The sequence below is a fragment of the Actinosynnema sp. NPDC023658 genome, from assembly GCF_040639995.1.
In the GTDB taxonomy this organism is placed as follows: Bacteria; Actinomycetota; Actinomycetes; order Mycobacteriales; family Pseudonocardiaceae; genus Actinosynnema.
On sequence record NZ_JBFAAX010000027.1, the window covers coordinates 1 to 20,126 of the forward strand.

Consider the following 20,126-nt stretch of genomic DNA (forward strand, 5'->3'; position numbering starts at 1 on the left):
CGACCCGCTGCGCAAGGTCCGCCCGCAGCCGCGCGACCAGCTCCGGCTGGCGCACGCGCAACGCCAGCTCCAGGCGTCCGGGTTCGCCGCGCTCGGCCGGTCGACCGGTGGCGTGATCGGCATGGACGCCGACGTCGTCGTCTGGCACGACCTGGAGGCGCCGACGTGGCCGGGCGGCCGCAACGCGCTGGCCGAGTACGACAGCAGGTTCTCCGACCGGCTGGCCGTGGCCGCCGCCGCCGCGACCGGCGCGGACCCGCTGGCCCGCCCGTCCCGGATCGTCGAGTGCCGCAGCTGCCCGTGGTGGCCGGTGTGCGAGACCGACCTGAAGGCCGCCCGCGACGTCAGCCTCGTCGTGCGCGGCGAGGACGCCGTGGCGTTGCGCAAGGTGGGCGTCCGGACGGTCGACGAACTGGCCGCGCTGGACCCGGACGAGCAGGTCGTCCCGCTGGTCGGGATGCTCTACCCGGACGCCGTCGTCCTGGCCCGCGCCTGGCTGCGCGACCTCACCGTGGTGCGCCGCGTGTCCCGCATGGAGGTGCCGCGCGCCGACGTCGAGGTCGACGTGGACATGGAGAGCTTCGGGGACCTGGGCGCGTACATGTGGGGCTGCTGGCTGTCCGGGCAGGACGTCGGGGAGGAGCACGGCTACCGGGCGTTCGCGACCTGGGACCCGCTGCCGTGCGCCGACGAGGCCCGGTCGTTCGCGGAGTTCTGGGGCTGGCTCACCGGCGTGCGGCTGCGCGCCCGCGCCCGCGGCCTGTCGTTCAAGGCCTACTGCTACAACGAGCTCGCGGAGAACCGCTGGCTGCTCGGGTCGGCCGAGCGGTTCAAGGGTCAGCCCGGCATCCCGACCGTGGCGCAGGTGCGGGAGTTCATCACGTCCGACTCGTGGGTCGACCTGTTCGGGATCGTGCAGGACCAGTTCCTGTGCGCCCACGGCAAGGGCCTGAAGACCATCGCGCCGGTCGCCGGGTTCCGCTGGCGCGACCCGGAGGCGGGCGGCGAGAACTCGATGCGCTGGTACCGCGACGCCGTCGGCATGGACGGCAGGTCGCCGGACCCCGCCCAGCGCCGCCGGCTGCTGGAGTACAACGAGGACGACGTCCGTGCCACCCATACCCTGCGCCTGTGGATGACGTCGGACGCGATGGACGACCTGCCGTTCGCCGGCGACTTGTAACACTGCGCCGCCTCCGGCGTCGCGGGCGAGGTCGCCCGGAAGTCGGCCGCTCGCGCCTGATCTTCCGACGATCGAAGGGCGTGATCGCCGGAAGATGAGTCACGAACGACCGACGCGACCTCGCATAGTGGTCCGGTTCGTGGCTACCGGGGTGCCATGCGCAGAGCGCCGTCCATGCGGATGACCTCGCCGTTCAGGTAGTCGTGCTCCACGATCGACACGGCCAGCCGGGCGTACTCCTCCGGCTGCGCCAGCCGCTTCGGGAACGGCACGCCCGCCGCCAGGCCCGCCCGGAACTCGTCCGACACGGTCGCCAGCATCGGCGTGTCCACGATGCCCGGTGCGATCGTCATCACCCGCACGCCCACCGACGACAGGTCGCGCGCGGCGGGCAGCGTCATCCCGACCACGGCGGCCTTCGACGCCGCGTACGCCACCTGCCCGATCTGCCCGTCGAACGCCGCGATCGACGCCGTGTTGATCACGACGCCCCGCTGGCCGTGCTCCAGCGGCTCGGTCCTGCCCATCGCCGCCGCCGCCAGCCGCAGCACGTTGAACGTGCCCACCAGGTTGACGTCGATGACCTTCCGGTACAGGTCGAGCGGGTGCGGGCCGGACTTGCCGACCGTCCGCGTCGACGGGCCGATGCCCGCGCAGTTCACCACGACCCGCAGCGGCGACCCGGAGCCGGCGGCCGTGTCGACGGCGGCCTGGACGTCCTCCTCGGAGGTCACGTCCGCCGCCAGGAAGGTGACGCCCTCCACCTCGGGGGCGTTGTCGGTAGAGAGGTCGAGTGCGAACACGGCCGCACCACGAGCCGCCAGCGCCCGCGCGGTCGCCAGGCCCAGACCCGACGCGCCACCGGTGACGATCGCCGCGGTACCCGAGATCTCCATGCATCCTCCTGTGTTCCGGACACAGGAGGTTAACGGTCGTTCAGGCCCCGGCGCTCGGAGAAGTGGAGCAATGCGACCAACGGCACGGCCGCCAGCAGCGCCAGCCCCACGAAGAGCAGGGAGATCAGGACGAGTTCCATACCCACGACCTTGCCCGTGTCCAGGCGAAACCGCGTCCGCCGCGAGGGGTGTTTCCCCGTACACCCAGGGGACTACCCACCTCACTCTCCGCATACGCCTGCTGTTTGACCCACGGTCAACTCCGGGTGTCACCGTCACGGCATGGTCGTCCGACGGATCGCGGTCGTGGGAACGGGTTACGTGGGCCTGACGACGGGGGCGTGCCTGGCCTCCCTCGGGCACCGGGTCGTGTGCGCCGACGTCGACGCCCTCAAGGTGGCGCGACTGCGCGCGGGGCAGGTCGACATCCTCGAACCGGGCTTGGTCGAGCTGGTCGCGGAGGGCCGGTCGTCCGGCCGGTTGGCGTTCGTCGAAGGCGCGCGGCACGCCGTCCCCGACGCCGAGGTGGTGTTCCTGTGCCTGCCCACGCCCATGGGCGCGGGCGGCGCGGCGGACCTCGGCGCGGTCGAGTCGGTGGCCCGCGAGATCCGCGACGTCCTGCCGTCGGGAGCGGTCGTGGTGTGCAAGTCCACCGTCCCCGTCGGCACGTCGACCGGGGTCGCGGCCCTGCTCGGGCGCGAGGACGTCGACGTCGCCTCCAACCCCGAGTTCCTGCGCGAGGGCAGCGCCGTCCACGACTTCCTGCACCCCGACCGCATCGTGGTCGGCGCGGACTCGCCGCGAGCCGCCGAACGCGTCGGCGCGCTGTTCACCGCGCTCGGCGCACCCACCGTGCTGACGGACGCGGCCAGCGCCGAGATGGTCAAGTACGCGGCCAACTGCTTCCTGGCGATGAAGCTGTCCTACGTCAACGCCATCGCGGAGCTGTGCGAACTGCTCGGCGCGGACGTCACCGCCGTCACCGAGGGCATGGGCCACGACCAGCGCATCGGCCGGTCGTTCCTCAACCCCGGACCGGGCTGGGGCGGGTCGTGCCTGCCCAAGGACACCCACGCCATGGTGCGCATGGCCGAGGCCGTCGACGTGGACTTCTCGCTGGTCAGGGCCACCATCGAGACGAACGTGCGGCAGCAGCGGCGGGTGGTCGACAAGGTGCGCCGGGCCGTCGGGACGCTGGCCGGCGCCCGGATCGGCGTGCTCGGGCTCGCGTTCAAGGCGGGCACGAACGACCTGCGCGACTCGCCCGCGCTGGCGGTCGCGGAGCTGCTCGCGTTCGAGGGGGCGGAGCTGGTCGCCTACGACCCGGAGGTCGACCGGCCGCTCGTGGGGATGACCGTCGTCGACTCGCCCTACGCGGCGGTGCGCGACGCGGACGCGGTCGTGCTGCTGACCGAGTGGCCGGAGTTCCGCGCGCTGGACTGGGCGCTGGTGGCGTCCGCGATGTCCGGTTCGACGGTGCTGGACACGCGCAACCACCTCGATCCCGACGCGCTGGCGCGGGCGGGCCTCGTGCTGCACGGCCTCGGACGTGAGCTGCGGGTCCCCGACCAGGCGAGGTGAGGCCGGTTCGGGTTCAGCCGATCTTCAGGGCACAGTCTCGTTAGCAGGGGTAACAAAATCGGGCGAGTGGACGTACGTTGTCGAAATGTTCACCACCCGTCCCGAACTCGTCGGCACGCACGGAATGGTCGCGTCCACGCACTGGCTCGCCTCCAGCGCGGGCATGGCCGTCCTGGAGGACGGCGGCAACGCCTTCGACGCCGCGGTCACCGTCGGCTTCGTGCTGCAGGTGGTGGAACCCCACCTCAACGGACCCGGCGGCGAGGTGCCCGTGGTGTTCGCCGCCGCCGGCGAGACCGCGCCGCGCGTGCTGTGCGGCCAGGGCGTCGCACCCGCCGGCGCGACGATCGCCCACTACACCGGGCTCGGCCTCGACCTCGTGCCCGGCAGCGGGATGCTGGCCGCCACCGTGCCCGGCGCGTGGGACGGCTGGCTGACGCTGCTGCGCGACTACGGCACCAAGTCGCTGCGCGACGTGCTCGGCTACGCCATCGGCTACGCGCGCGACGGCTTCCCGCTGCTGGAGCGCGTGGCGTCCACCATCTCGACGGTGGCCGACCTGTTCCGCGACCACTGGACGTCGTCCGCGGCGCTGTGGCTGCCCGGCGGCAGGCCGCCCGAGGCCGGGGCGCGGTTCCGCAACCCCAAGCTCGCGGACACGTGGGAGTGGCTGCTGGCCGCCGCCGAGGCCGCCGGGTCGGACCGCGAGGCGCAGATCGAGGCGGCGCGGCGGGCCTGGTCGCAGGGGTTCGTGGCGGCGCAGGTGGACGAGTTCTTCCGGATCGCCCACCGCGACGACTCCGGCGCCGACCACGCCGGCGTGCTGACCGGCGAGGACATGGCCACCTGGGAGGCGTCCTACGAGGACGCCGTGTCGGTGGACTTCGGGCCGTGGAGCGTGGTGAAGCCCGGCGCGTGGACCCAGGGGCCGGTGCTGCTTCAGCAGTTGCTGCTGCTGGAGGGCTTCACCGACCGCTTGTCCTACGTGGACGGCGTGCCGTCGGCGGAGACCGTGCACCTCGCGGTGGAGTGCGCCAAGCTGGCGTTCGCGGACCGGGAGGCCTGGTACGGCGACACCGGCGACGTGCCGCTCGACGTGCTGCTGTCGAGGGACTACGCGCGGGACCGCCGGGGACTCGTCGGTGATCACGCTTCACTCGACCTGCGACCCGGTTCACCCGGTGCGGTGGCGGCACGCCTGGCCGGGCACATCACGCGCGGCCCGAGCGCGGCGAGCCGGGAGAACAGCGGCGCACTCGGTGAGCCCACGGTGTCCGGCGTCGGCACGGTCAAGGGCGACACGGTCCACGTGGACGTGGTCGACCGGTGGGGGAACGTCGTGTCCGCCACGCCGTCCGGCGGCTGGCTCCAGTCGTCACCGACCATCCCGTCGCTGGGCTTCTGCCTCGGCAGCCGGGCGCAGATGTTCTGGCTCGACGAGGGCCTGCCGAACTCCCTGGCACCCGGCAAGCGCCCCCGCATCACCCTGTCCCCGAGCCTGGCCCTGCACGACGGCCTGCCCGCCATGGCCTTCGGCACCCCCGGCGGCGACCAGCAGGACCAGTGGCAGCTCGGGTTCTGGCTCGCGCACACCGTCGGCGGGATGAACCTCCAGGAGGCCATCGACTCACCGATGTGGCACACCAACGCGTTCCCGAGCTCGTTCTACCCGCGCTCGTGGACGCCCGGTGAGCTCGTGGTCGAGTCGCGGGTGGGCGAGGCGGCGCTGGCCGAGCTGCGCGACCGCGGGCACTCCGTCGTGGACGCCGGTCCGTGGACCCTGGGCCGGATGTCGGCCGTGGCGCGGGACTCGCGGGACGGCCTGCTGCGCGCCGCCGCCAACCCGCGCGGGTCGCAGGGCTACGCCGTCGGCCGCTGACCGCTGCCGGCCCGTCCGTCGAGGAGGTTGGAACGGCCCCGGCCCGAGGGGGAGGGGGTCGGGACCGTTCCGGCTCTGGGAGGACGCCCGTCCGTCGCGGTGACCGTGCGTCAGTCGCGCAGGTAGCGGCCGTCGAAGCGCAGCTCCAGGTCCAGCGGCGTTCCGGTGTTGCGGCCGGTCAGGACGACGGGGGCGGTGACGACGGGCCCGGCCGGGTCCGAGGTGTCGACGCGGACCAGGTCACCGATGTTCGCGACCTTGCCCAGCTCGCCCTCGGCGTCGGGCCTGGTGTGCGCGCCGGCGTCGACGGCCTGCGCGGTGCCGCCCAGCCCGAGCATGACGGCCGCGCCGCCGAGGGTGACCGCGGCGCCCGTGATGGTCTTCCTGAGGTTCATGGGCGGGAAAGTGTCGCAACCGGGACGTTCGGATCAAGCTCCCTAATCCGCCCGGGTGGACTACTTCACCCGGTCCGGCGGAATCCCGTCTCCACCCCGCCAGCCCGTCGTGGTTCGACGAGCTCCCACCGGAGCCCGACCGCGCAGACCCGCGCCGGAACCCCGGGTTGGGATTCTCATCCGCTGCTTCCGCCGCCGTAGCGTTGCGCGATCGGATGATCACAGGAGGTGGCATGAGGTGAACAGGAACGAGCCGACCCATCACATGCGCAGGCTCGGCGAGGTGCTGCGCGAACTCCGCCGACGAGCCGGTCTCTCGCAGCAGGAGGCGGCCGACCGCCTGAACTACGACCACCGCAAGATCAGCCGCATCGAGAAGGGCCAGAAGCCCGACTACCACGGCATGCGCGCCATGCTCGACACCTACGGCGTCCCGTTCTCCCAGTGGGAGCCGTACATGGAGATGTACTCGCGAGCGCTGGAAAAGGGTTGGTGGACCAAGTACGACGTCGAGGATCAGGGTTACATCAGCCTGGAGCACGACGCCTCGAAGGTCTGCGACTACCAGGTCACCTACGTGCCCGGCCTGCTCCAGACCCCCGACTACATACGGGCCGTGCTGGCCGGCGCGCGGGTGCAGCGGTCGAAGCGGTGGATCGCCAACCAGGTCGAGGTGCGACTGCTCAGGCAGGAGCGACTGCTGGGTGGGGAACCGCTCGAACTGCGCGCGATCATGCTGGAGAGCGCGTTGGCCCAGGCGTCACGCGCGCAGTTGGTGCACCTCGAAGAGCGGCGGCGGCTGCCCAACGTGACGGTGCAGGTGCTGCCGCACCGGGCGGGGTTCAACGAAGGCCAGTTCGGCGCGTTCACGGTGCTCGACTTCCCGGCGAAGGCGGACCGGTCGGTCCTGTACGTGGAGCACGCGGCCGGATCGCTGCACGTGGAGGACCCGTCGAAGGTGAAGGTCGCTAGGCTCAACTTCACCCACCTCTCGAAGTTGGCGATGTCCCCGGCGGAGTCCGCCGAGTGGCTCGGGAGGTTGTCGGCTGAGCGCTAGGGAACGGGGTGTCGCCATGTGGCGCAAGAGCACTCGCAGCAACGGCGGGGGTAACGGGAACTGCGTCGAGGTCGCCTTGGCGGGTCGTTCGGCGCGCGTGCGGGACTCGAAGAACCCCGGCGGTCCCACCGTGACGTTGCCCGACTGGGCCGGCTTCCTGGACGCGGCCAAGCGGGGACGCTTCGGGGGTTGAGGGTCGGCGTGGCGGTGTAGAACAAACTGTTCTACCGTCGGGCCATGAGTGAGCGGTCGACGGTCGGGGTTCGTGAGTTGAACCAGCGCACGAGCGCCGTCCTCAAGCGCGTCCGGGACGGTGAGCGGATCACGGTCACCGAGCACGGCAAGCCGGTCGCCTACCTCGTGCCCGTCCAGCCGGGCACCGGCCTGCTCGACCGGCTCGTGGCAGCCGGGCAGGCCGTTGCACCGACCCGGACCGGACCGGTCGCCATGCCACCCGACTGGGGAGACGCGGACGTCGACGTGGCGGCCGAGCTCGTCGCCGCTCGCGAGGAGGAGCGCTGGTGATCTACCTGGACTCGTCCGCGCTGGTCAAGCTGGTGCGCCGGGAGCCAGGCTCGGTCGAGCTGCTCGGTTGGCTCAACGCGGACGACCGGGTGGGGGCGCAGCGCGTCTCCTCGGTGCTGGCGGAGGTCGAGTTGTCACGTGCTCTGCGGCGGTCGGCTCCGCGGGCCCTGGTCGGCGTGCCGCTCGTGCTGTCCGACCTGTACTTGATCGAGATGACGAACGTGGTCCGCCGGACCGCCGCCGCTTACGACGCCCCCCTGCTGAGCTCGCTGGACGCCATCCACCTCGCTACCGCCCAGGTGTTGGCCGGAGAGCTCGACGCGTTCGTCACCTACGACAAGCGCCTGCTCGAAGTCGCCGCGGGCGTGGGGATGGCCGTGGCGGCGCCAGGCTCGTGAGACGCCCGGCGTACGACGGGTGACGTAGGGGTCGGGACCGCTTCCGGACGGACGCTGACCTGCGGGTGGCTCCCGTACCGTCGTCCCCATGGCGTGGTTGGCGTGGGTCTGGTTCGCGGCGACGTTCGCGCCGCTGATCTGGCGCAAGCGCTTCCCCGTGGCCGTCATCGCGGTCACCGGCGGGTCCACCTGGCTGTACTACGTCACCGGGCACTGGGGGCCGTTGATCGCCGCACCCGCCATCGCCGTCCTCTCCCTGCGCCGCACCCGGGTCGTCGAGCAGCGGAGCCGCCAGGCGGAAGAGGAGCGGTTGCGGATCGCGCGCGAGGTCCACGACGTCGTCGCGCACAGCCTCGCCATGATCAACGTGCAGGCCGGCGTCGCCGCGCACGTCGCTGATCGCCGCCCCGAGGAGGCGGTCAAGGCGCTCCGGGCGATCAAGGAGGCCAGCGGTCACGCGTTGGACGACCTGCGGGCCACCCTCGGCGTGCTGCGGACCGGGGAGGGCACCACGCCCGCGCCCAGCCTCGACCGGCTCGACGAGCTGCTGCGGCCGGTGCCCGTCGCCAGGGTCGTCGGCACGCCGGGCGTCCTGCCCGCGCCGGTCGACGCCGCCGCGTACCGGGTGGTGCAGGAGGCGTTGACCAACGCGATGCGGTACGCGCCGGACGCGTCGGAGATCGTCGTCTCCTTCGAGCACACCGACCGCGCCCTGGTCCTCACGGTGGCCGACGACGGCACCCGCGGCGGCGAGCAGGCCGCGCAGGGGGCCGGGTCCGGCATCCGGGGCATGCGGGAACGGGTGGAAGCGCTCGGCGGCACGCTGGACGCGGGACCATCGGAGCGGGGCTTCACCGTCAGGGCGGTTCTACCGTGGGAGGTTCGTGGTGATCAGGGTGGTGCTGGCCGACGACCAGGCGTTGGTGCGCGCCGGGTTCCGCTTGCTGCTCGACACGGAGGACGGGTTCGAGGTCGTCGGCGAGGCCGGTGACGGCGCGGAGGCCGTGCGGCAGGCCCGCGAGCACCGGCCGGACGTCGTGGTGATGGACATCCGCATGCCCGGCACGGACGGCCTGGTCGCGACCCGGCAGGTGTGCGCGGAGCTGCCGGAGGTGAAGGTGCTGGTCCTGACCACCTTCAACGTCGACGAGTACGTGTTCGAGGCGTTGCGCGCGGGCGCGTCCGGCTTCCTGCTCAAGGACACCGACCCGGTCGAGCTGCTGCACGCCCTCAGGGTGGTCTCGGAGGGTGAGGCGCTCCTCGCGCCGAGCGTCACCCGGACGTTGATCGAGGAGTTCGCGAACCGGCCGGAGCACCGCCGGCCCGACCCGAAGGCGCTGCGCGAGCTGACCGCCCGGGAGCGGGAGATCCTGGCGCTCGTCGCCGCCGGGATGTCCAACGAGGAGATCGCGGAGCACCTCGTGATCAGCCCCGCGACATCGCGCACCCACGTCAGCCGGGTGATGACCAAACTGGGCGCGCGGGACCGCGCACAACTGGTGGTGCTGGCCTACGAATCAGGTCTGGTGTCACCGCGCCGAGGGTGAATATTCATTGTTGGCGTTGCGCGGAGGCGGCGAAAGTTTGCGTTGATCCACGGTGTGGAAATAACTGAACGTAACCAAAACGACGAAACCCGCCGCATTTTGTGTGCGGCGGGTGACGTTAACGGAAGATGTCAGGCGATAGCGCCGGGCGGCAGGTTCAGCTTGAACGGCAGCGTGGTCACGACCGCGAGGTCCGACGCCGTCTTCTTCATCAGCGTCGGCGCGTTGCGCGTGCCCGGCTCCGGCAGGTCGAGCAGTCGGTCCACGGCCTCCACCAGCGGTCCCTCGTAAATCCACACGGCCTGGGCGGCGCGCTGGCTGTCCCGCACGGCGGGCAGCCTGCCGGCGCGGGCCTCGGTCTCCGACCAGAACAGGATGGAGTCGATGAACCCTCTGCGCTGCTTGAACGCCATGATGCGGTCGAGCTGCCCGTCCTCGTCCCGGAGGTGGAGGAACTGGAACCCGCTCTCGCGCAGCTCGATTACCTTGCTCAGTGCGAGATCCATGACGCACCTACCTCTGTTCTGAGGTCCCCTAGCAGGCACAGGTCGTTCGACCCGAAAATGATCGTACGGCAAGCGGACAAGCCGCCATAGGGACTAGACCGGTGGGGCGGTCTCAATACGGGGTCGCACACCTTCCGATTTCGATGTGGATCGCAGGACGTGAACGGTTCGCACTAAAAACGACAAGGCTCCCAGAGTGACCAGCATCACAGTGGGCCACATACCGTTCCTCCGCTGCATCGGGTGCGCGTTCGTCCTGTCACCCGAAGAGACGTCTGCCACGGGTGGCGGGTTGCACCGGGAACCCATCCGCGATCCCCACCTTCCGGTGAACCACGAACGGGCGTACTGCTCGCCAACTACGCTGTCCGCCGTGAGCTTCGATCCGAGGACCGGGCGCCCCGCGGGGCTGCCGCCCGTGTCGGAGTCGATGCTCCCCAAGGAGCACGCCCTCTACCGACCCAGGCACAGCGGTCGGCAGCGGACGGCCGGTCTGCTGGCCACCGCCTTCTTCATGACCCCGCTCGTGCTGTTCGTCCTCGGTGTCCGGCCGCCCGCGTTCGAGAACCGCGAACCGGCCCGGTTCCCGTCGATCACCGACGGCTGGGGGTTCTTCACCGGGCTGTCCGCGTGGGCCGACGACAACCTGCCGCTGCGGGACGTCGCCGTGCGGGCGTCGGACGGGATCAGCCGGGGCGTGTTCGGCGAACCGCCGCCGTTCGGTCAGCGGCACGACACCCAGCCCGTGCAGGTCCCGGTGCCCAGCCCCGGCGACGAGGACCGGGAGAAGCTGCGCGCGGCCGGCTTCCCCAAGGTCATCGAGGGCGCGAACGGCTGGCTCTACCTCGGCTACGACGTGCTCGGCGCGTGCCTGCCCGAGCGGCCGATGGACGACGTCGTCGGCGCGATGAAGGAGCTCCGCGAGGCCGTCGAGTCGTCCGGTCGGACGTTCGTGCTGGTGGTCGCCCCGGACAAGACGACGATGGTGCCCGAGCACCTGCCGTCGGAGTTCGTCGGCGCGCAGTGCTCGAAGGACGCCCACGAGTCGTTCTGGCGCCGGGCCGTCGACGAGGGGAAGGTCCTCGACATCCGACCGGCCCTCCGGGTCGCCGCGGACCGGCGGGGCGCACCGGTCTACTCCGCCCTCGACACCCACTGGACGCACGAGGGCGGCCTGGCGATGACCCGCGCGCTCGCGGAGGAGGTGCAGAAGGGCGTCACCGCGTCGTGGAAGGCCACCCCGGCCGCAGTCGTGCAGCGCGACGCCGACCTGCCGCCCCTGCTCGGCAAGACCGGACAGTTCCCGTTGCAGACCTACGACCTCGCGCCCGACGGCAGGACCGTGCAGAGCCGGACCGTCGACAAGGCGTTCCGGGAGCCGCTGCGGCTCACCGGCGCCACCGGCAAGGGCGTGGTCGGGGCCAAGGTCGGGATGGTCGCGGACTCGTACACGCTGTTCGCCACCCAATACCTCAGCGGCGGGTTCGCGGACCTGACCGTCGTGCACAGCGACACGGCGGGCACCAAGCCCGGCGACGTGGCGGACGTGCTGGTGGACAGCGACGTGGTGGTGGTCGAGGCCGCCGAGCGCAGCCTCGTGTCCGGCATCAACCCGATGCTGTCGCGGCCGACGCTCGACGTGATCAAGTCCGAGCTGGCCGAGCACCCCCGCCGCTAGCGACGCCTGCCGAGCAACCGCCGCGCCACCGCGCCCGCCACCCGGACCGGTGCGCTGACCTTCCACGACGTCGAGCGGCGCAGCTCGTCCAGCGCGTGGTGGGCGTTGGACGACACCTGCTCGGTGTGCGCGAGCAGGTGCCGCACCGAGGCGACCTCGGCCTCCAGGGCGTTGATCCGGTGCTGCGCCAGCTCGGTCTGCTCCAGCAGGCGGTCGAGGCCGCGGACGCTGCCGGGCGGCAGCAGCAGCGGGCGCTCGTCCAGCGCCACGTGCACCACCGACCGCATCACCAGCCACTCGTCGGACGTGACCGCGTGCGCCGACGCCCGGTCGGACCACTTGTTGTAGATGCTGGTCATCTGCCGGGTGTCGTGCACGTCGCAGAACGACGCGGCGCGCACCAGGAACTCCCAGTCCTCGCACACCGTCAGCGCTTCGTCGAACTCGAAGCCCAGCTCCACCAGCGCCCGCGGGAACGAGAAGCAGTGGAACGGCGTCTCGTTCTGCCGCAGGTGCCGCGGCAGGTCGAACACCGTCGCGTACTGCGCGGTGAGCGGCCCGGTCGCGCTGTGGTCGGCCACCGAACCCTCGTCGTGCCAGGTGCGGTGCTGCTCGGCGGCCCACCACCGGATCACCCTGCCGGGCGCGGTCCGGGCGCCCTCCCTGATGTTCTCCACCCAGTTCGCCGTGACGAAGTCGTCGTCGTCGAGGAAGACGACGTACTCGCCGCGCGCCGCCCGCAGGCCGACGTTGGCCGGACGGCTGCGCGTGCCGCCGTCGCACGGCAGCACCTGCACCCGGTGCGCCAGGTTGCCCTCGAACAGGTCGACCAGCTCGCGCACCTCGCGCGCCTTGGTCGAGTCGTGCACGACCAGCAGCACCTCGAAGTCGAGGTCGGTCTGCGCGCCCAGGCAGCACAGCACGTCCAGCAGCGACTCGGGCCGCCTGCCCTGGGTGCGCAGCACCACGCTGAGGAACGGCGACCCGGCCACGACCTCGGCCGGGCGGCGGGACGCGCCGCGGTGGTACCGGCGGATGAACTGGTTGACCTCGCCGTGCTCGTCCACCGAGTCGCGGACCTGGCGCACGAACATGCCGAGCGTCGTCTTCGGCTCGAACAGCGGGTGCCCCGGCCGGTTCTGGTCCGACCGCTCCAGGCGGAAGTCCTCGCGCGCGGCCTCGTACCAGCCGGTCGAGACCATCATGTCGGTCAGCGTGCGCTCGGTGAAGAACCGCAGGTGGGTGCGGTCGAGCAGGCCCGAGTCGGTGGTGTCCCACCGGCCGGACAGCAACTGGCGGGCCAGGTCGACGTGCGCCACGTTGGGGATGCTCACGACCAGCTCCGCCGCGGGGTGCGGGGTGGTCAGGGCGGCGAGCTGCGCCAGCACCTCCCGCGGGTCCGGCACGTGCTCCAGCACGTCCAGGCACAGGATGGCGGCCAGCTCGCGCCCGTCGAGGATCTTGCCGAGCACCTCGTCCAGGCCGGGCTGCACCAGGTCGACGCGGTGGCCCTCGAAGCCGCGGCCGACGAGCTTGCGCACCGACTCCTCGTCGATGTCGACGCCCACGTAGGTGGCGCCGCGCGAGCGCAGGGGTTCGGCCACCGACGCCGCGCCGCAGCCGATGTCGAGCACCACGCGGCCGTTGGGGTCGGTGTCGGCCAGCAGCCGGACGGCCGCGCCGTAGGGGCCGGCCTCGTTGAAGTGGAACTCGTAGTTGCTCACGTGGCGTTCCTCAGAATCGGCGTCGGCCGTACTCGCCGTCGATGAACTCCGCCACCCCGTCGGCGCGCACCGGGACGGGCAGGCGGTCGGCCGCGCGCCTGCGTTCGAACTCGTCCAGCGCACGCCGTTGCTCGTCGCTGCCGTGCACCCGCAGCACGTCGACCGTCTCGGTGACGATGTCCGGCCTGCCGTACTTGGTGGCCAGCATCAGCCTGCCCAGGATGCCCTCGTAGGGCTCGATCGCGGTGGTCCGCACGTGCGCCTCGGCGTCCAGGCGCTTGTCGTGGAACAGCACGGCCCGCGGCTGGTGCACCACGCGGTCGCCGCGCGCCCGGAGTCGCCAGCTCAGGTCCACGTCGTTGACGTAGGAGGGGAACCACTCGGCGTCGAAACCGCCGACCGCGTGGAACGCCGGCGTGCGGACCAGCAGGCACGCCCCGCTGGCCCAGCTCTGCTCGCCGGTGCGCGGGTCGAAGTGCTTCGGGTGCTCGCACGGGACCTGCCGGGCGTCCGCCGCCGCGACCCGGGGGTCGCGCAGCGAGCCCAGCAGGTGCACCAGCAGCGTCGGCGCCACGTAGCTGTCCGGGTTGAGGAACAGCACGGCATCCTCGGTCGCGCCCTCGGCCAGCGCGTTGCTGCCCGCGCTGTGGCCGAGGTTCGCGCCGAACCACCGGTAGGTCAACGACACGCCCCCGGCGACGCTCGACCGCAGGTGCTCCCCCTCGGCGTCGCTGACCAGCGGCGCGTCCGAGCAGTCCCCGACCGCGATCGCCACCGACCGCAGCCCCGCCCGGTCGATCGCCAGCTCCGCGGCGCGGTTCACCGCGCGCACGCAGCGCCAGATCTCCCCGAGCGGGTTGCCGTACAGCACGATCGCGACGCGGAGCGTCGAGGGCACCGTCACTTCTTCGGCGCCTGGTGGTCGAGCTGCTCGGCGAGCACCGCGTCGAAGCGGTCCTTCGCGTCGGTCTCGTTGGCCGCGAAGACCTCGACCCGGATGACCTCGGTGGCCGTGGCGTAGTGCGAGCGGAACACGGTGATGGTCTTGCTGCCGCTGGTCTGCGTCGACTTGTACACCGGGACGTCGCTGTCGACCGTCGTGTCCTCGGCGAAGCCGAAGCGCTTCTGGTCGGTCTCCAGCGCGGTGAGCAGGGCGGCCGGGTCGGCGGACTTGAAGCCCCACAGGCTCGTGGTGACCTCGTTGTCGACCACGACCACCGAGCGCGCCTCGGTCGTGCCGGCCTGCTTGAGCACGACCAGGTCGGGCGTCGGCAGCGGCTTGGTGGTCGCCAGCTGCTCGGCGGTGTAGGTCTTCGGGCCCGAGGTGCGGCCCTCGGGGACGATCAGCGTGCCGAACGGGTCGGGCTTCTTCTTGGTGGTGGTCGTGGTGGTGGCCGGAGCCGTCGGCGTGTCGGACGAGGCCGTGCCGCCGTTGTTCGGCTTGAACACGAAGAAGTACAGGCCGGCCGCGACGAGCAGCACGACCACGACCGCGACGATGGCGATGACCTTGCCCTTGCCGGACTTGCCCGACTCGTCGAAGACCTCGGGGCCCTGGGCGTTGAACCCGCCGCTCCACTGGTTCCCGCCGAACTCCGAGTCGCCGCCCCACGGCGGGGAGTAGCTCTCCGGGCCCTGCGACCAGCCACCCTGCTGCGGCCCCTGCGGCTGGCCGGGCCACGGCTGGCCCTGCTGCGGCGGCGACACGGCCTGGGTGCGGTCGGCGTTCGGCACGACCTGGGTGCGGTCGGCGGAGGGACCGGGGTTGGGCACGACCTGGGTGCGGTCCGCCTCACCGGGCGGGGTCGCGGGCCGGATGAACTGGGTGGCCTCGGAGGTCGGCTGCTGCGGCGTCGACGGTGGCTGGGCGCTCCACTTGAACGGCTCCGGGAACGGCCCCGAGCTCGGACCCGTCTGCGGGGCCTGGGGGGCGCTGCTGGTCTGCGCCTTGGACAGCAGCTCGTCGCGTTGACGACGGTAGTCCTCCGCGGAGATCCTACCCGCGGCAAGCGCCTCGTCGAGCTGTCGGAGCTGGTCCTGCCAGGTCACCGCAGTCCTCCCTCTAGATCATTTCCGCCCCTGCGCACGGAAGAAACCCGGCGACCCTCGCGGTTCGCCTATCCTACGTTCCGCCGACCGCCGGTCGGCCGGAGGAGGTAGCGGTGTCCATCTGGGGGCGTTGGCGTTCCGGGCCGATTGCGCCGAACGGACGCAAGAAGGCCGCTGACGGATTCGGCACCGTCCGCCTGGTCGCCGCCTTCTTCGTCATCATCGATCACGCCGCGCCGCTGACCAAGTCCGGCGGGAGCATTCTCCCGACTCGATTCGGTGTCGATTTGGGCGCGGTAACGGTATCCGCGTTCATGGCGATGAGCGGGTTCCTGGTGATCCGCAGCTGGGAACGCGATCCGCACCTCTGGCGGTTCGCGGTCAAGCGCGCGTTGCGGATCATGCCGGGTCTGCTGGTCGTGCTGTGCCTGAGCGCGTTCGTCCTCGGGCCGGTGCTCACCACGTTGTCGACGGGTGCGTATTTCGACCACCCGCTGACGTGGAGCTACATCACCGACAACATCCGCGTGTTCCCGCAGCAGTACGTGCTGCCGGGCGTGTTCAACGACAACCCGTACCCCAACGCGGTCAACGGTTCGCTGTGGAGCCTGCCGGTCGAGGTGCTCGGCTACGCGCTCATCGCGGTGTTCGGGCTGGTCGGAGCGGTCAAGCGGCGGTGGATGGTGCTGGTCGCCGCGTTCGCGCTGACGGTGGTGTTCCAGCGGTTGCTGACCAAGCAGCTCGTGCTGCCCAAGGTGCTGCTGATGGTGCCGACCGTGCCCCTGGTGCAGTACCTCGCGGTGTACTGCGTCGGCATGTTGGCCTACCTGTACCGCGACAAGATCCGTTACAGCTGGTTCGGCGTCGTCGTGTGCGTCGCGGTCGAGTACGTGATGCACGCCTCGGCCATGACCGAAGTGACCCGACTCGTCACCGTGCCCTACGTCGTGCTGGCGATCGGCACGTTGTTGCCGCAGAAGCTGTGGCTGCCGTCCGCGGTGACCATGTCGAGCTACGGCGTGTACCTGTACGGCTTCCCGACCGAGCAATTCGTCGTGCACCTCGGTGTCGAGTCGAAATGGCTCGTCGCGCTGTTCTCGGTGCCGATCGCGTTCGCGCTCGGGATGATGTCGTGGCACTTCGTCGAATCGCCCGGGATGAAGCTGCGGAAGGTGCTGCTGCGCCGTCGTCCGGCCAAGCCGCCGGAGCCGCCGGCCGCGGTCGACGAGCCGGTGGCCGCGGGGGCGCACCAGCCGTCCTAGCTCTCCGGGAACGCCTCGCGGAGCTTCGCCAGCACCTCTCCCAGCTCGGTCGTCGGCGCCTCGACGCCCGACCGGCCGGCGCCCACGCGGACCACCGCGTCGCCCGAGCGGTAGACGGCGCGGAGCACGGAGCTCTGCGGCGACTTCTTCACCAGGTAGTGCTCCGGCGTCTCGGTGTAGCCGGTCGCGACCAGGTGCGCGACGAGGTCGTCGGCCACCCGCGCGGCCACCTCGGACGACTTGGTGCGGGCGACCACCACGGCGTAGGACGCGCGGGGCGCGGTGGAGCTGGCGAACAGCACCTCGGTCACCCCGTTGCCCTTCAGGACCTGCGCCTCGTCCTTGGCGAGCAGCTTCAGCTGCACGGCCTCGTCGACGGAGAGGACCGGGCCGTGCTCACCCTTGGCGCCGGGCAGCTCGGGGATCGTCGGTTCGGCCCGGGTGGTGGTGGTCGTCGCCGGGGGCGCGGCCGCGGCGTTCTCGGTGTTGCCCGTCCCCGCGGTGAACCACCAGGCGCCCGCCGCCACGACCGCCACGGCGACCACCGCGACCACGGCCGCCGACCGCTTGCCGCGCGGCTTGCCGGCGGTGGCGAACACCGCGGCCCCGTCCAGCGAGGCCGGGCGCTGCCGCGGCTCCCACTGCGGCGGGCGCGGTGGCGCGACGCGGATCACCTGGGTCGAGTCGGGGTCCGGCGGGGCGTTCCGGCCCGACGCCGCTTCGGCCAGCAACTGGTCCCGTCGCTTGGTGTACTCGGACAGCGGGATCCGACCCGACGCCAACTGCGCGTCCAGGTCCCTCAGCATGTCCTGCCACTCCATCGCGTCCTCGCCCTCACTCGACCGGGTGACGGCAATCCTGGTGCATCAGGGGGTGGTTCCACCCCTCCGCCCCCCGAAGCGCCGGGCCATGCGCGGCGGCGTGCCGTGCGGGCGCTTGCGCGCTGGTCCGGCCGGGCTAATCCGGTGGACCGGGCACCTACGATGTGAGAGCGCTCCCCACACGGCGCGGTGTGGACGTCCCGTGACCCCTGCTCCAGGAGCCCCCGCACCATGCCCCACGGTCCGCTCGACCACCGCTACCGCGGCGAGCACCCCGTCCGCACGCTCCTCTACCTCTTCCGCGAGGACCGCGCGAAGCTCGGCCTCGGCGCCGGCGCGTTCTTCGTCAAGCACAGCCCCACCTGGCTGACGCCGGTCATCACCGCCCACGTCGTCGACGTCGTCGTGGAGCGCAAGCCGATCATCGGCATGTGGCTCGGCGCGGGCCTGCTGCTGGTCATGCTGGTGCTCAACTACCCGTTCGCCGTCCTCTACACGCGCTGGTGGTACGGCAGCGCGCGCCGGATGGGCCTGCGGACGCGGTCCGCCCTCAGCCGGCGCATGCAGCAGCTCTCCATCGGCTACCACTCGCGGGTCAGCGCGGGCGTGCTGCAGACCAAGGTCATCCGGGACGTCGAGACCATCGAGACGTCCGCCCAGCAGATCGGTGACCAGGGCCTGTCGGCGCTGGCGACGTTGAGCGGCGCGCTGGTCGTCATCGGGTTGAGCGCGCCCGCGTTCCTGCCGGTCTTCGTGCTCGTCGTGCCGGCCGCGGCGGTCCTGGTGATGTGGCTGCGCGGTCGCCTGCGCGCGTACAACGAGTCGTTCCGCCAGGAGGTCGAGCAGCTGTCGTCCCGCGTCGGTGAGATGACCACGCTCATCCCGATCACCCGCGCGCACGGCCTGGAGAGCACCGCCCTCGACCGCATGGACGGCACGCTGCGCCAGGTCTTCGCCGCCGGCATGAAGCTCGACGGCCTCAACGTCCGGTTCGGCGCGCTGGCGTGGATCCTGCTCAACGCCCTGGGCGTCGGCTGCCTCGCGGGTTCCGCGCTGGCCGCCTACCACGGCTGGCTGTCCGTCACGCCCGGCGACGTGGTCATGCTCAGCGCCTACTTCGCGTCCCTGACCGGCGCGGTCACCACGTTGATGAGCCTGACCCCGCTGATCAGCCGCGGCCTGGAGTCGGTGCGCTCGCTGGGCGAGGTGCTGGAGGCGCCGGACCTGGAGCACAACGCGGGCAAGGCGCAGGTCGACGCGGTGCACGGCGGCGTGCGGTTCGAGGGCGTCGGGTTCCGCTACCCGGAGGCGGAGCGGGACTCCATCAGTGACTTCAACCTGGACGTGCGGCCGGGCGAGACGATCGCGCTGGTCGGCTCGTCCGGCGCGGGCAAGTCGACGGCGCTGAACCTGGTCATCGGGTTCCTCCGGCCGACCGGGGGCCGCATCCTGCTCGACGGTGTCGACATGGAGACGTTGGACCTGCGCAGCTACCGGCGGTTCGTGTCGGTGGTGCCGCAGGAGTCGATCCTGTTCGAGGGGACGATCCGGGACAACGTCACCTACGGGCTGGACGACCCGGGGGAGGACGTGGTCCGGCAGGCCCTGGCCGACGCCAACGCGCTGGAGTTCATCGACCGGCTGCCGACCGGCCTGGACACCGTGGTCGGTGAGCGCGGCGCGCGGCTGTCCGGCGGCCAGAAGCAGCGGTTGGCCATCGCCAGGGCGTTGATCCGCGACCCGCGCGTGCTCGTGCTGGACGAGGCGACGTCCGCGCTGGACACCAGGTCCGAGGCGCTGGTGCAGCAGGCGCTGGCCCGCCTGGTGCACGGCCGCACGGTGTTCGTGGTGGCGCACCGGCTGTCCACGATCCGCAACGCCGACCGCATCGTGGTGATGGAGGACGGCCGGATCTCCGAGATCGGTTCGCACGACGAGCTGCTGCGGTCCGGCGGCCTGTACGCGAGGGCGCAGACCGCGTAGCCGCCGGACCGGCGGCAGCCCGGCTTCAGCTCCTCTTGGTGAGCAGGGTGGGGCCGACGATGCGCCGGGCGATCCGGCGCAACCGGCTGCGCGGCGCGGCGGGCGGCGTCGGCTTGGCCGCAGTGGGTGCGGCAGTGGCCGCGGCTGCGGGTGCGGGTGCTGCGGGTGCCGTCGCGGTGACTGCGGGTTCGAGGGCCGGGGCTTCGGCCTGCCCGCCCGCCGGTGCCGGTGCCGGCGGGGTGGCGACCAGGGGAGCGGCGACCGGGACCGGCACGGCACCGCCGTTGGCCGGACCGTCGACCAGGCCGTTGACCTTGCCGTTGGTCAGGCCGTTCAGCGAGCCGTTCACGGTCCCGGCGAGCGAGCCGTTCGCGGTGCCGTCGACCTTGCCGTTGGCCGCTCCGCCGGCCGTGCCGTTGGTCGTGCCGCTGATCGGCGGGACCACCGGCTCGAACTTCGTGGTGGCCGCCGCGACGGGCCGCAGGTCGGTCGCGGTCATCGGCTCGGCGGTGGGCCAAGCGGGTTCCCGCAGGGCGGCGACGGGCTGGATGCGGATCGTGGGGGTGTCGTTGCTTCGCTGGGGCTGGGTGTGCACCTGGCTGGACGTCACGCCTCGATCTTGCCAAAGCACGCACGGTGATG

20 protein-coding genes are annotated in these 20,126 nt (G+C 71.8%); 12 read left to right on the top strand and 8 right to left on the bottom strand.

What is annotated here, in order from left to right; translation table 11 throughout:
* The coding region (locus AB0G02_RS05955) for a TM0106 family RecB-like putative nuclease (protein ID WP_360789965.1) at positions 1–1,183 on the top strand (1,183 nt) is incomplete at its 5' end.
* Positions 1,184–1,326: 143 nt separating this feature from the next.
* Here AB0G02_RS05955 and AB0G02_RS05960 read toward each other — a convergent pair.
* Positions 1,327–2,079: an SDR family NAD(P)-dependent oxidoreductase gene (locus AB0G02_RS05960; RefSeq protein ID WP_360789967.1), complete on the bottom strand. Its 753-nt coding sequence runs from the start codon at positions 2,077–2,079 to the stop codon at positions 1,327–1,329.
* 282 nt (positions 2,080–2,361) lie between these two features.
* Here AB0G02_RS05960 and AB0G02_RS05965 point away from each other — a divergent pair, with 282 nt between their 5' ends.
* Both AB0G02_RS05965 and AB0G02_RS05970 read left to right on the top strand, forming a co-directional pair.
* Positions 2,362–3,660: a UDP-glucose/GDP-mannose dehydrogenase family protein gene (locus AB0G02_RS05965; RefSeq protein ID WP_360789970.1), complete on the top strand. Its 1,299-nt coding sequence runs from the start codon at positions 2,362–2,364 to the stop codon at positions 3,658–3,660.
* A gap of 85 nt (positions 3,661–3,745) precedes the next feature.
* Complete coding sequence (locus AB0G02_RS05970) at positions 3,746–5,539, top strand: gamma-glutamyltransferase (RefSeq protein ID WP_360789973.1); 1,794 nt, start codon at positions 3,746–3,748, stop codon at positions 5,537–5,539.
* Positions 5,540–5,649: 110 nt separating this feature from the next.
* On the opposite strand, the gene AB0G02_RS05975 is transcribed toward AB0G02_RS05970, so the two are convergent.
* Positions 5,650–5,934 (bottom strand): hypothetical protein, encoded by a 285-nt coding sequence (locus tag AB0G02_RS05975; protein ID WP_360789976.1) that lies wholly within the window; start codon positions 5,932–5,934, stop codon positions 5,650–5,652.
* Between the two features lie 238 nt (positions 5,935–6,172).
* On the opposite strand from AB0G02_RS05975, the gene AB0G02_RS05980 reads away from it, so the two are divergent.
* The 6 genes from AB0G02_RS05980 (at position 6,173) to AB0G02_RS06005 (ending at position 9,461) form a co-directional block, all read left to right on the top strand.
* Entirely contained in the window at positions 6,173–6,991 is an 819-nt protein-coding gene (locus AB0G02_RS05980) for a helix-turn-helix transcriptional regulator (RefSeq protein ID WP_360789978.1), read from the top strand.
* Positions 6,992–7,007: 16 nt separating this feature from the next.
* Positions 7,008–7,184, top strand: a complete 177-nt coding sequence (locus AB0G02_RS05985) for a DUF397 domain-containing protein (RefSeq protein ID WP_360789981.1) — start codon at positions 7,008–7,010, stop codon at positions 7,182–7,184.
* A 44-nt stretch (positions 7,185–7,228) separates the two neighbouring features.
* Complete coding sequence (locus tag AB0G02_RS05990; RefSeq protein WP_360789984.1) at positions 7,229–7,516, top strand: type II toxin-antitoxin system prevent-host-death family antitoxin; 288 nt, start codon at positions 7,229–7,231, stop codon at positions 7,514–7,516.
* The gene (locus tag AB0G02_RS05995) at positions 7,513–7,914 is read left to right on the top strand and encodes a type II toxin-antitoxin system VapC family toxin (RefSeq protein ID WP_360789987.1); all 402 of its coding nucleotides are present in this window, start codon (positions 7,513–7,515) and stop codon (positions 7,912–7,914) included. Before AB0G02_RS05990 ends, AB0G02_RS05995 begins: the two co-directional genes overlap by 4 nt.
* Before the next feature lie 88 nt (positions 7,915–8,002).
* A complete protein-coding gene (locus AB0G02_RS06000) occupies positions 8,003–8,905 on the top strand; it encodes a sensor histidine kinase (protein ID WP_360789990.1) in 903 nt (300 codons plus the stop codon).
* Positions 8,802–9,461 (top strand): response regulator transcription factor, encoded by a 660-nt coding sequence (locus AB0G02_RS06005; protein ID WP_360789993.1) that lies wholly within the window; start codon positions 8,802–8,804, stop codon positions 9,459–9,461. The genes AB0G02_RS06000 and AB0G02_RS06005 overlap by 104 nt, the downstream gene beginning before the upstream one ends.
* Positions 9,462–9,592: 131 nt before the next feature.
* Here the strand turns inward: AB0G02_RS06005 and AB0G02_RS06010 are convergent, their stop codons facing one another.
* Positions 9,593–9,967 carry a hypothetical protein gene (locus AB0G02_RS06010; RefSeq protein WP_360789996.1) on the bottom strand — a complete coding sequence of 125 codons (375 nt, stop codon included), beginning with the start codon at positions 9,965–9,967 and terminating at the stop codon, positions 9,593–9,595.
* A gap of 373 nt (positions 9,968–10,340) precedes the next feature.
* Here AB0G02_RS06010 and AB0G02_RS06015 point away from each other — a divergent pair, with 373 nt between their 5' ends.
* Positions 10,341–11,645, top strand: coding sequence for a hypothetical protein (locus AB0G02_RS06015; protein WP_360789999.1), 1,305 nt, complete (start codon positions 10,341–10,343; stop codon positions 11,643–11,645).
* Here the strand turns inward: AB0G02_RS06015 and AB0G02_RS06020 are convergent.
* From AB0G02_RS06020 to AB0G02_RS06030, 3 genes are read right to left on the bottom strand one after another with little or no spacing between them, the layout of a single operon-like run.
* Positions 11,642–13,369: a methyltransferase domain-containing protein gene (locus AB0G02_RS06020; protein WP_360790001.1), complete on the bottom strand. Its 1,728-nt coding sequence runs from the start codon at positions 13,367–13,369 to the stop codon at positions 11,642–11,644. The two genes, AB0G02_RS06015 and AB0G02_RS06020, sit on opposite strands and share 4 nt — an antisense overlap.
* A 10-nt stretch (positions 13,370–13,379) precedes the next feature.
* Positions 13,380–14,267, bottom strand: a complete 888-nt coding sequence (locus AB0G02_RS06025; RefSeq protein ID WP_360790004.1) for a hypothetical protein — start codon at positions 14,265–14,267, stop codon at positions 13,380–13,382.
* A gap of 2 nt (positions 14,268–14,269) precedes the next feature.
* Complete coding sequence (locus AB0G02_RS06030) at positions 14,270–15,418, bottom strand: SHOCT domain-containing protein (protein ID WP_360790007.1); 1,149 nt, start codon at positions 15,416–15,418, stop codon at positions 14,270–14,272.
* Between the two features lie 113 nt (positions 15,419–15,531).
* On the opposite strand from AB0G02_RS06030, the gene AB0G02_RS06035 reads away from it, so the two are divergent.
* Positions 15,532–16,680 carry an acyltransferase gene (locus tag AB0G02_RS06035; RefSeq protein WP_360790009.1) on the top strand — a complete coding sequence of 383 codons (1,149 nt, stop codon included), beginning with the start codon at positions 15,532–15,534 and terminating at the stop codon, positions 16,678–16,680.
* Here the strand turns inward: AB0G02_RS06035 and AB0G02_RS06040 are convergent.
* Complete coding sequence (locus tag AB0G02_RS06040; RefSeq protein WP_360790012.1) at positions 16,677–17,501, bottom strand: hypothetical protein; 825 nt, start codon at positions 17,499–17,501, stop codon at positions 16,677–16,679. The two genes, AB0G02_RS06035 and AB0G02_RS06040, sit on opposite strands and share 4 nt — an antisense overlap.
* Positions 17,502–17,732: 231 nt before the next feature.
* On the opposite strand from AB0G02_RS06040, the gene AB0G02_RS06045 reads away from it, so the two are divergent.
* On the top strand, positions 17,733–19,484 hold the full coding sequence (locus AB0G02_RS06045) for an ABC transporter ATP-binding protein (protein WP_360790015.1): 1,752 nt from the start codon (positions 17,733–17,735) through the stop codon (positions 19,482–19,484).
* A gap of 25 nt (positions 19,485–19,509) precedes the next feature.
* On the opposite strand, the gene AB0G02_RS06050 is transcribed toward AB0G02_RS06045, so the two are convergent.
* Positions 19,510–20,094, bottom strand: a complete 585-nt coding sequence (locus AB0G02_RS06050; RefSeq protein WP_360790017.1) for a hypothetical protein — start codon at positions 20,092–20,094, stop codon at positions 19,510–19,512.
* Positions 20,095–20,126: the final 32 nt, after the last annotated feature.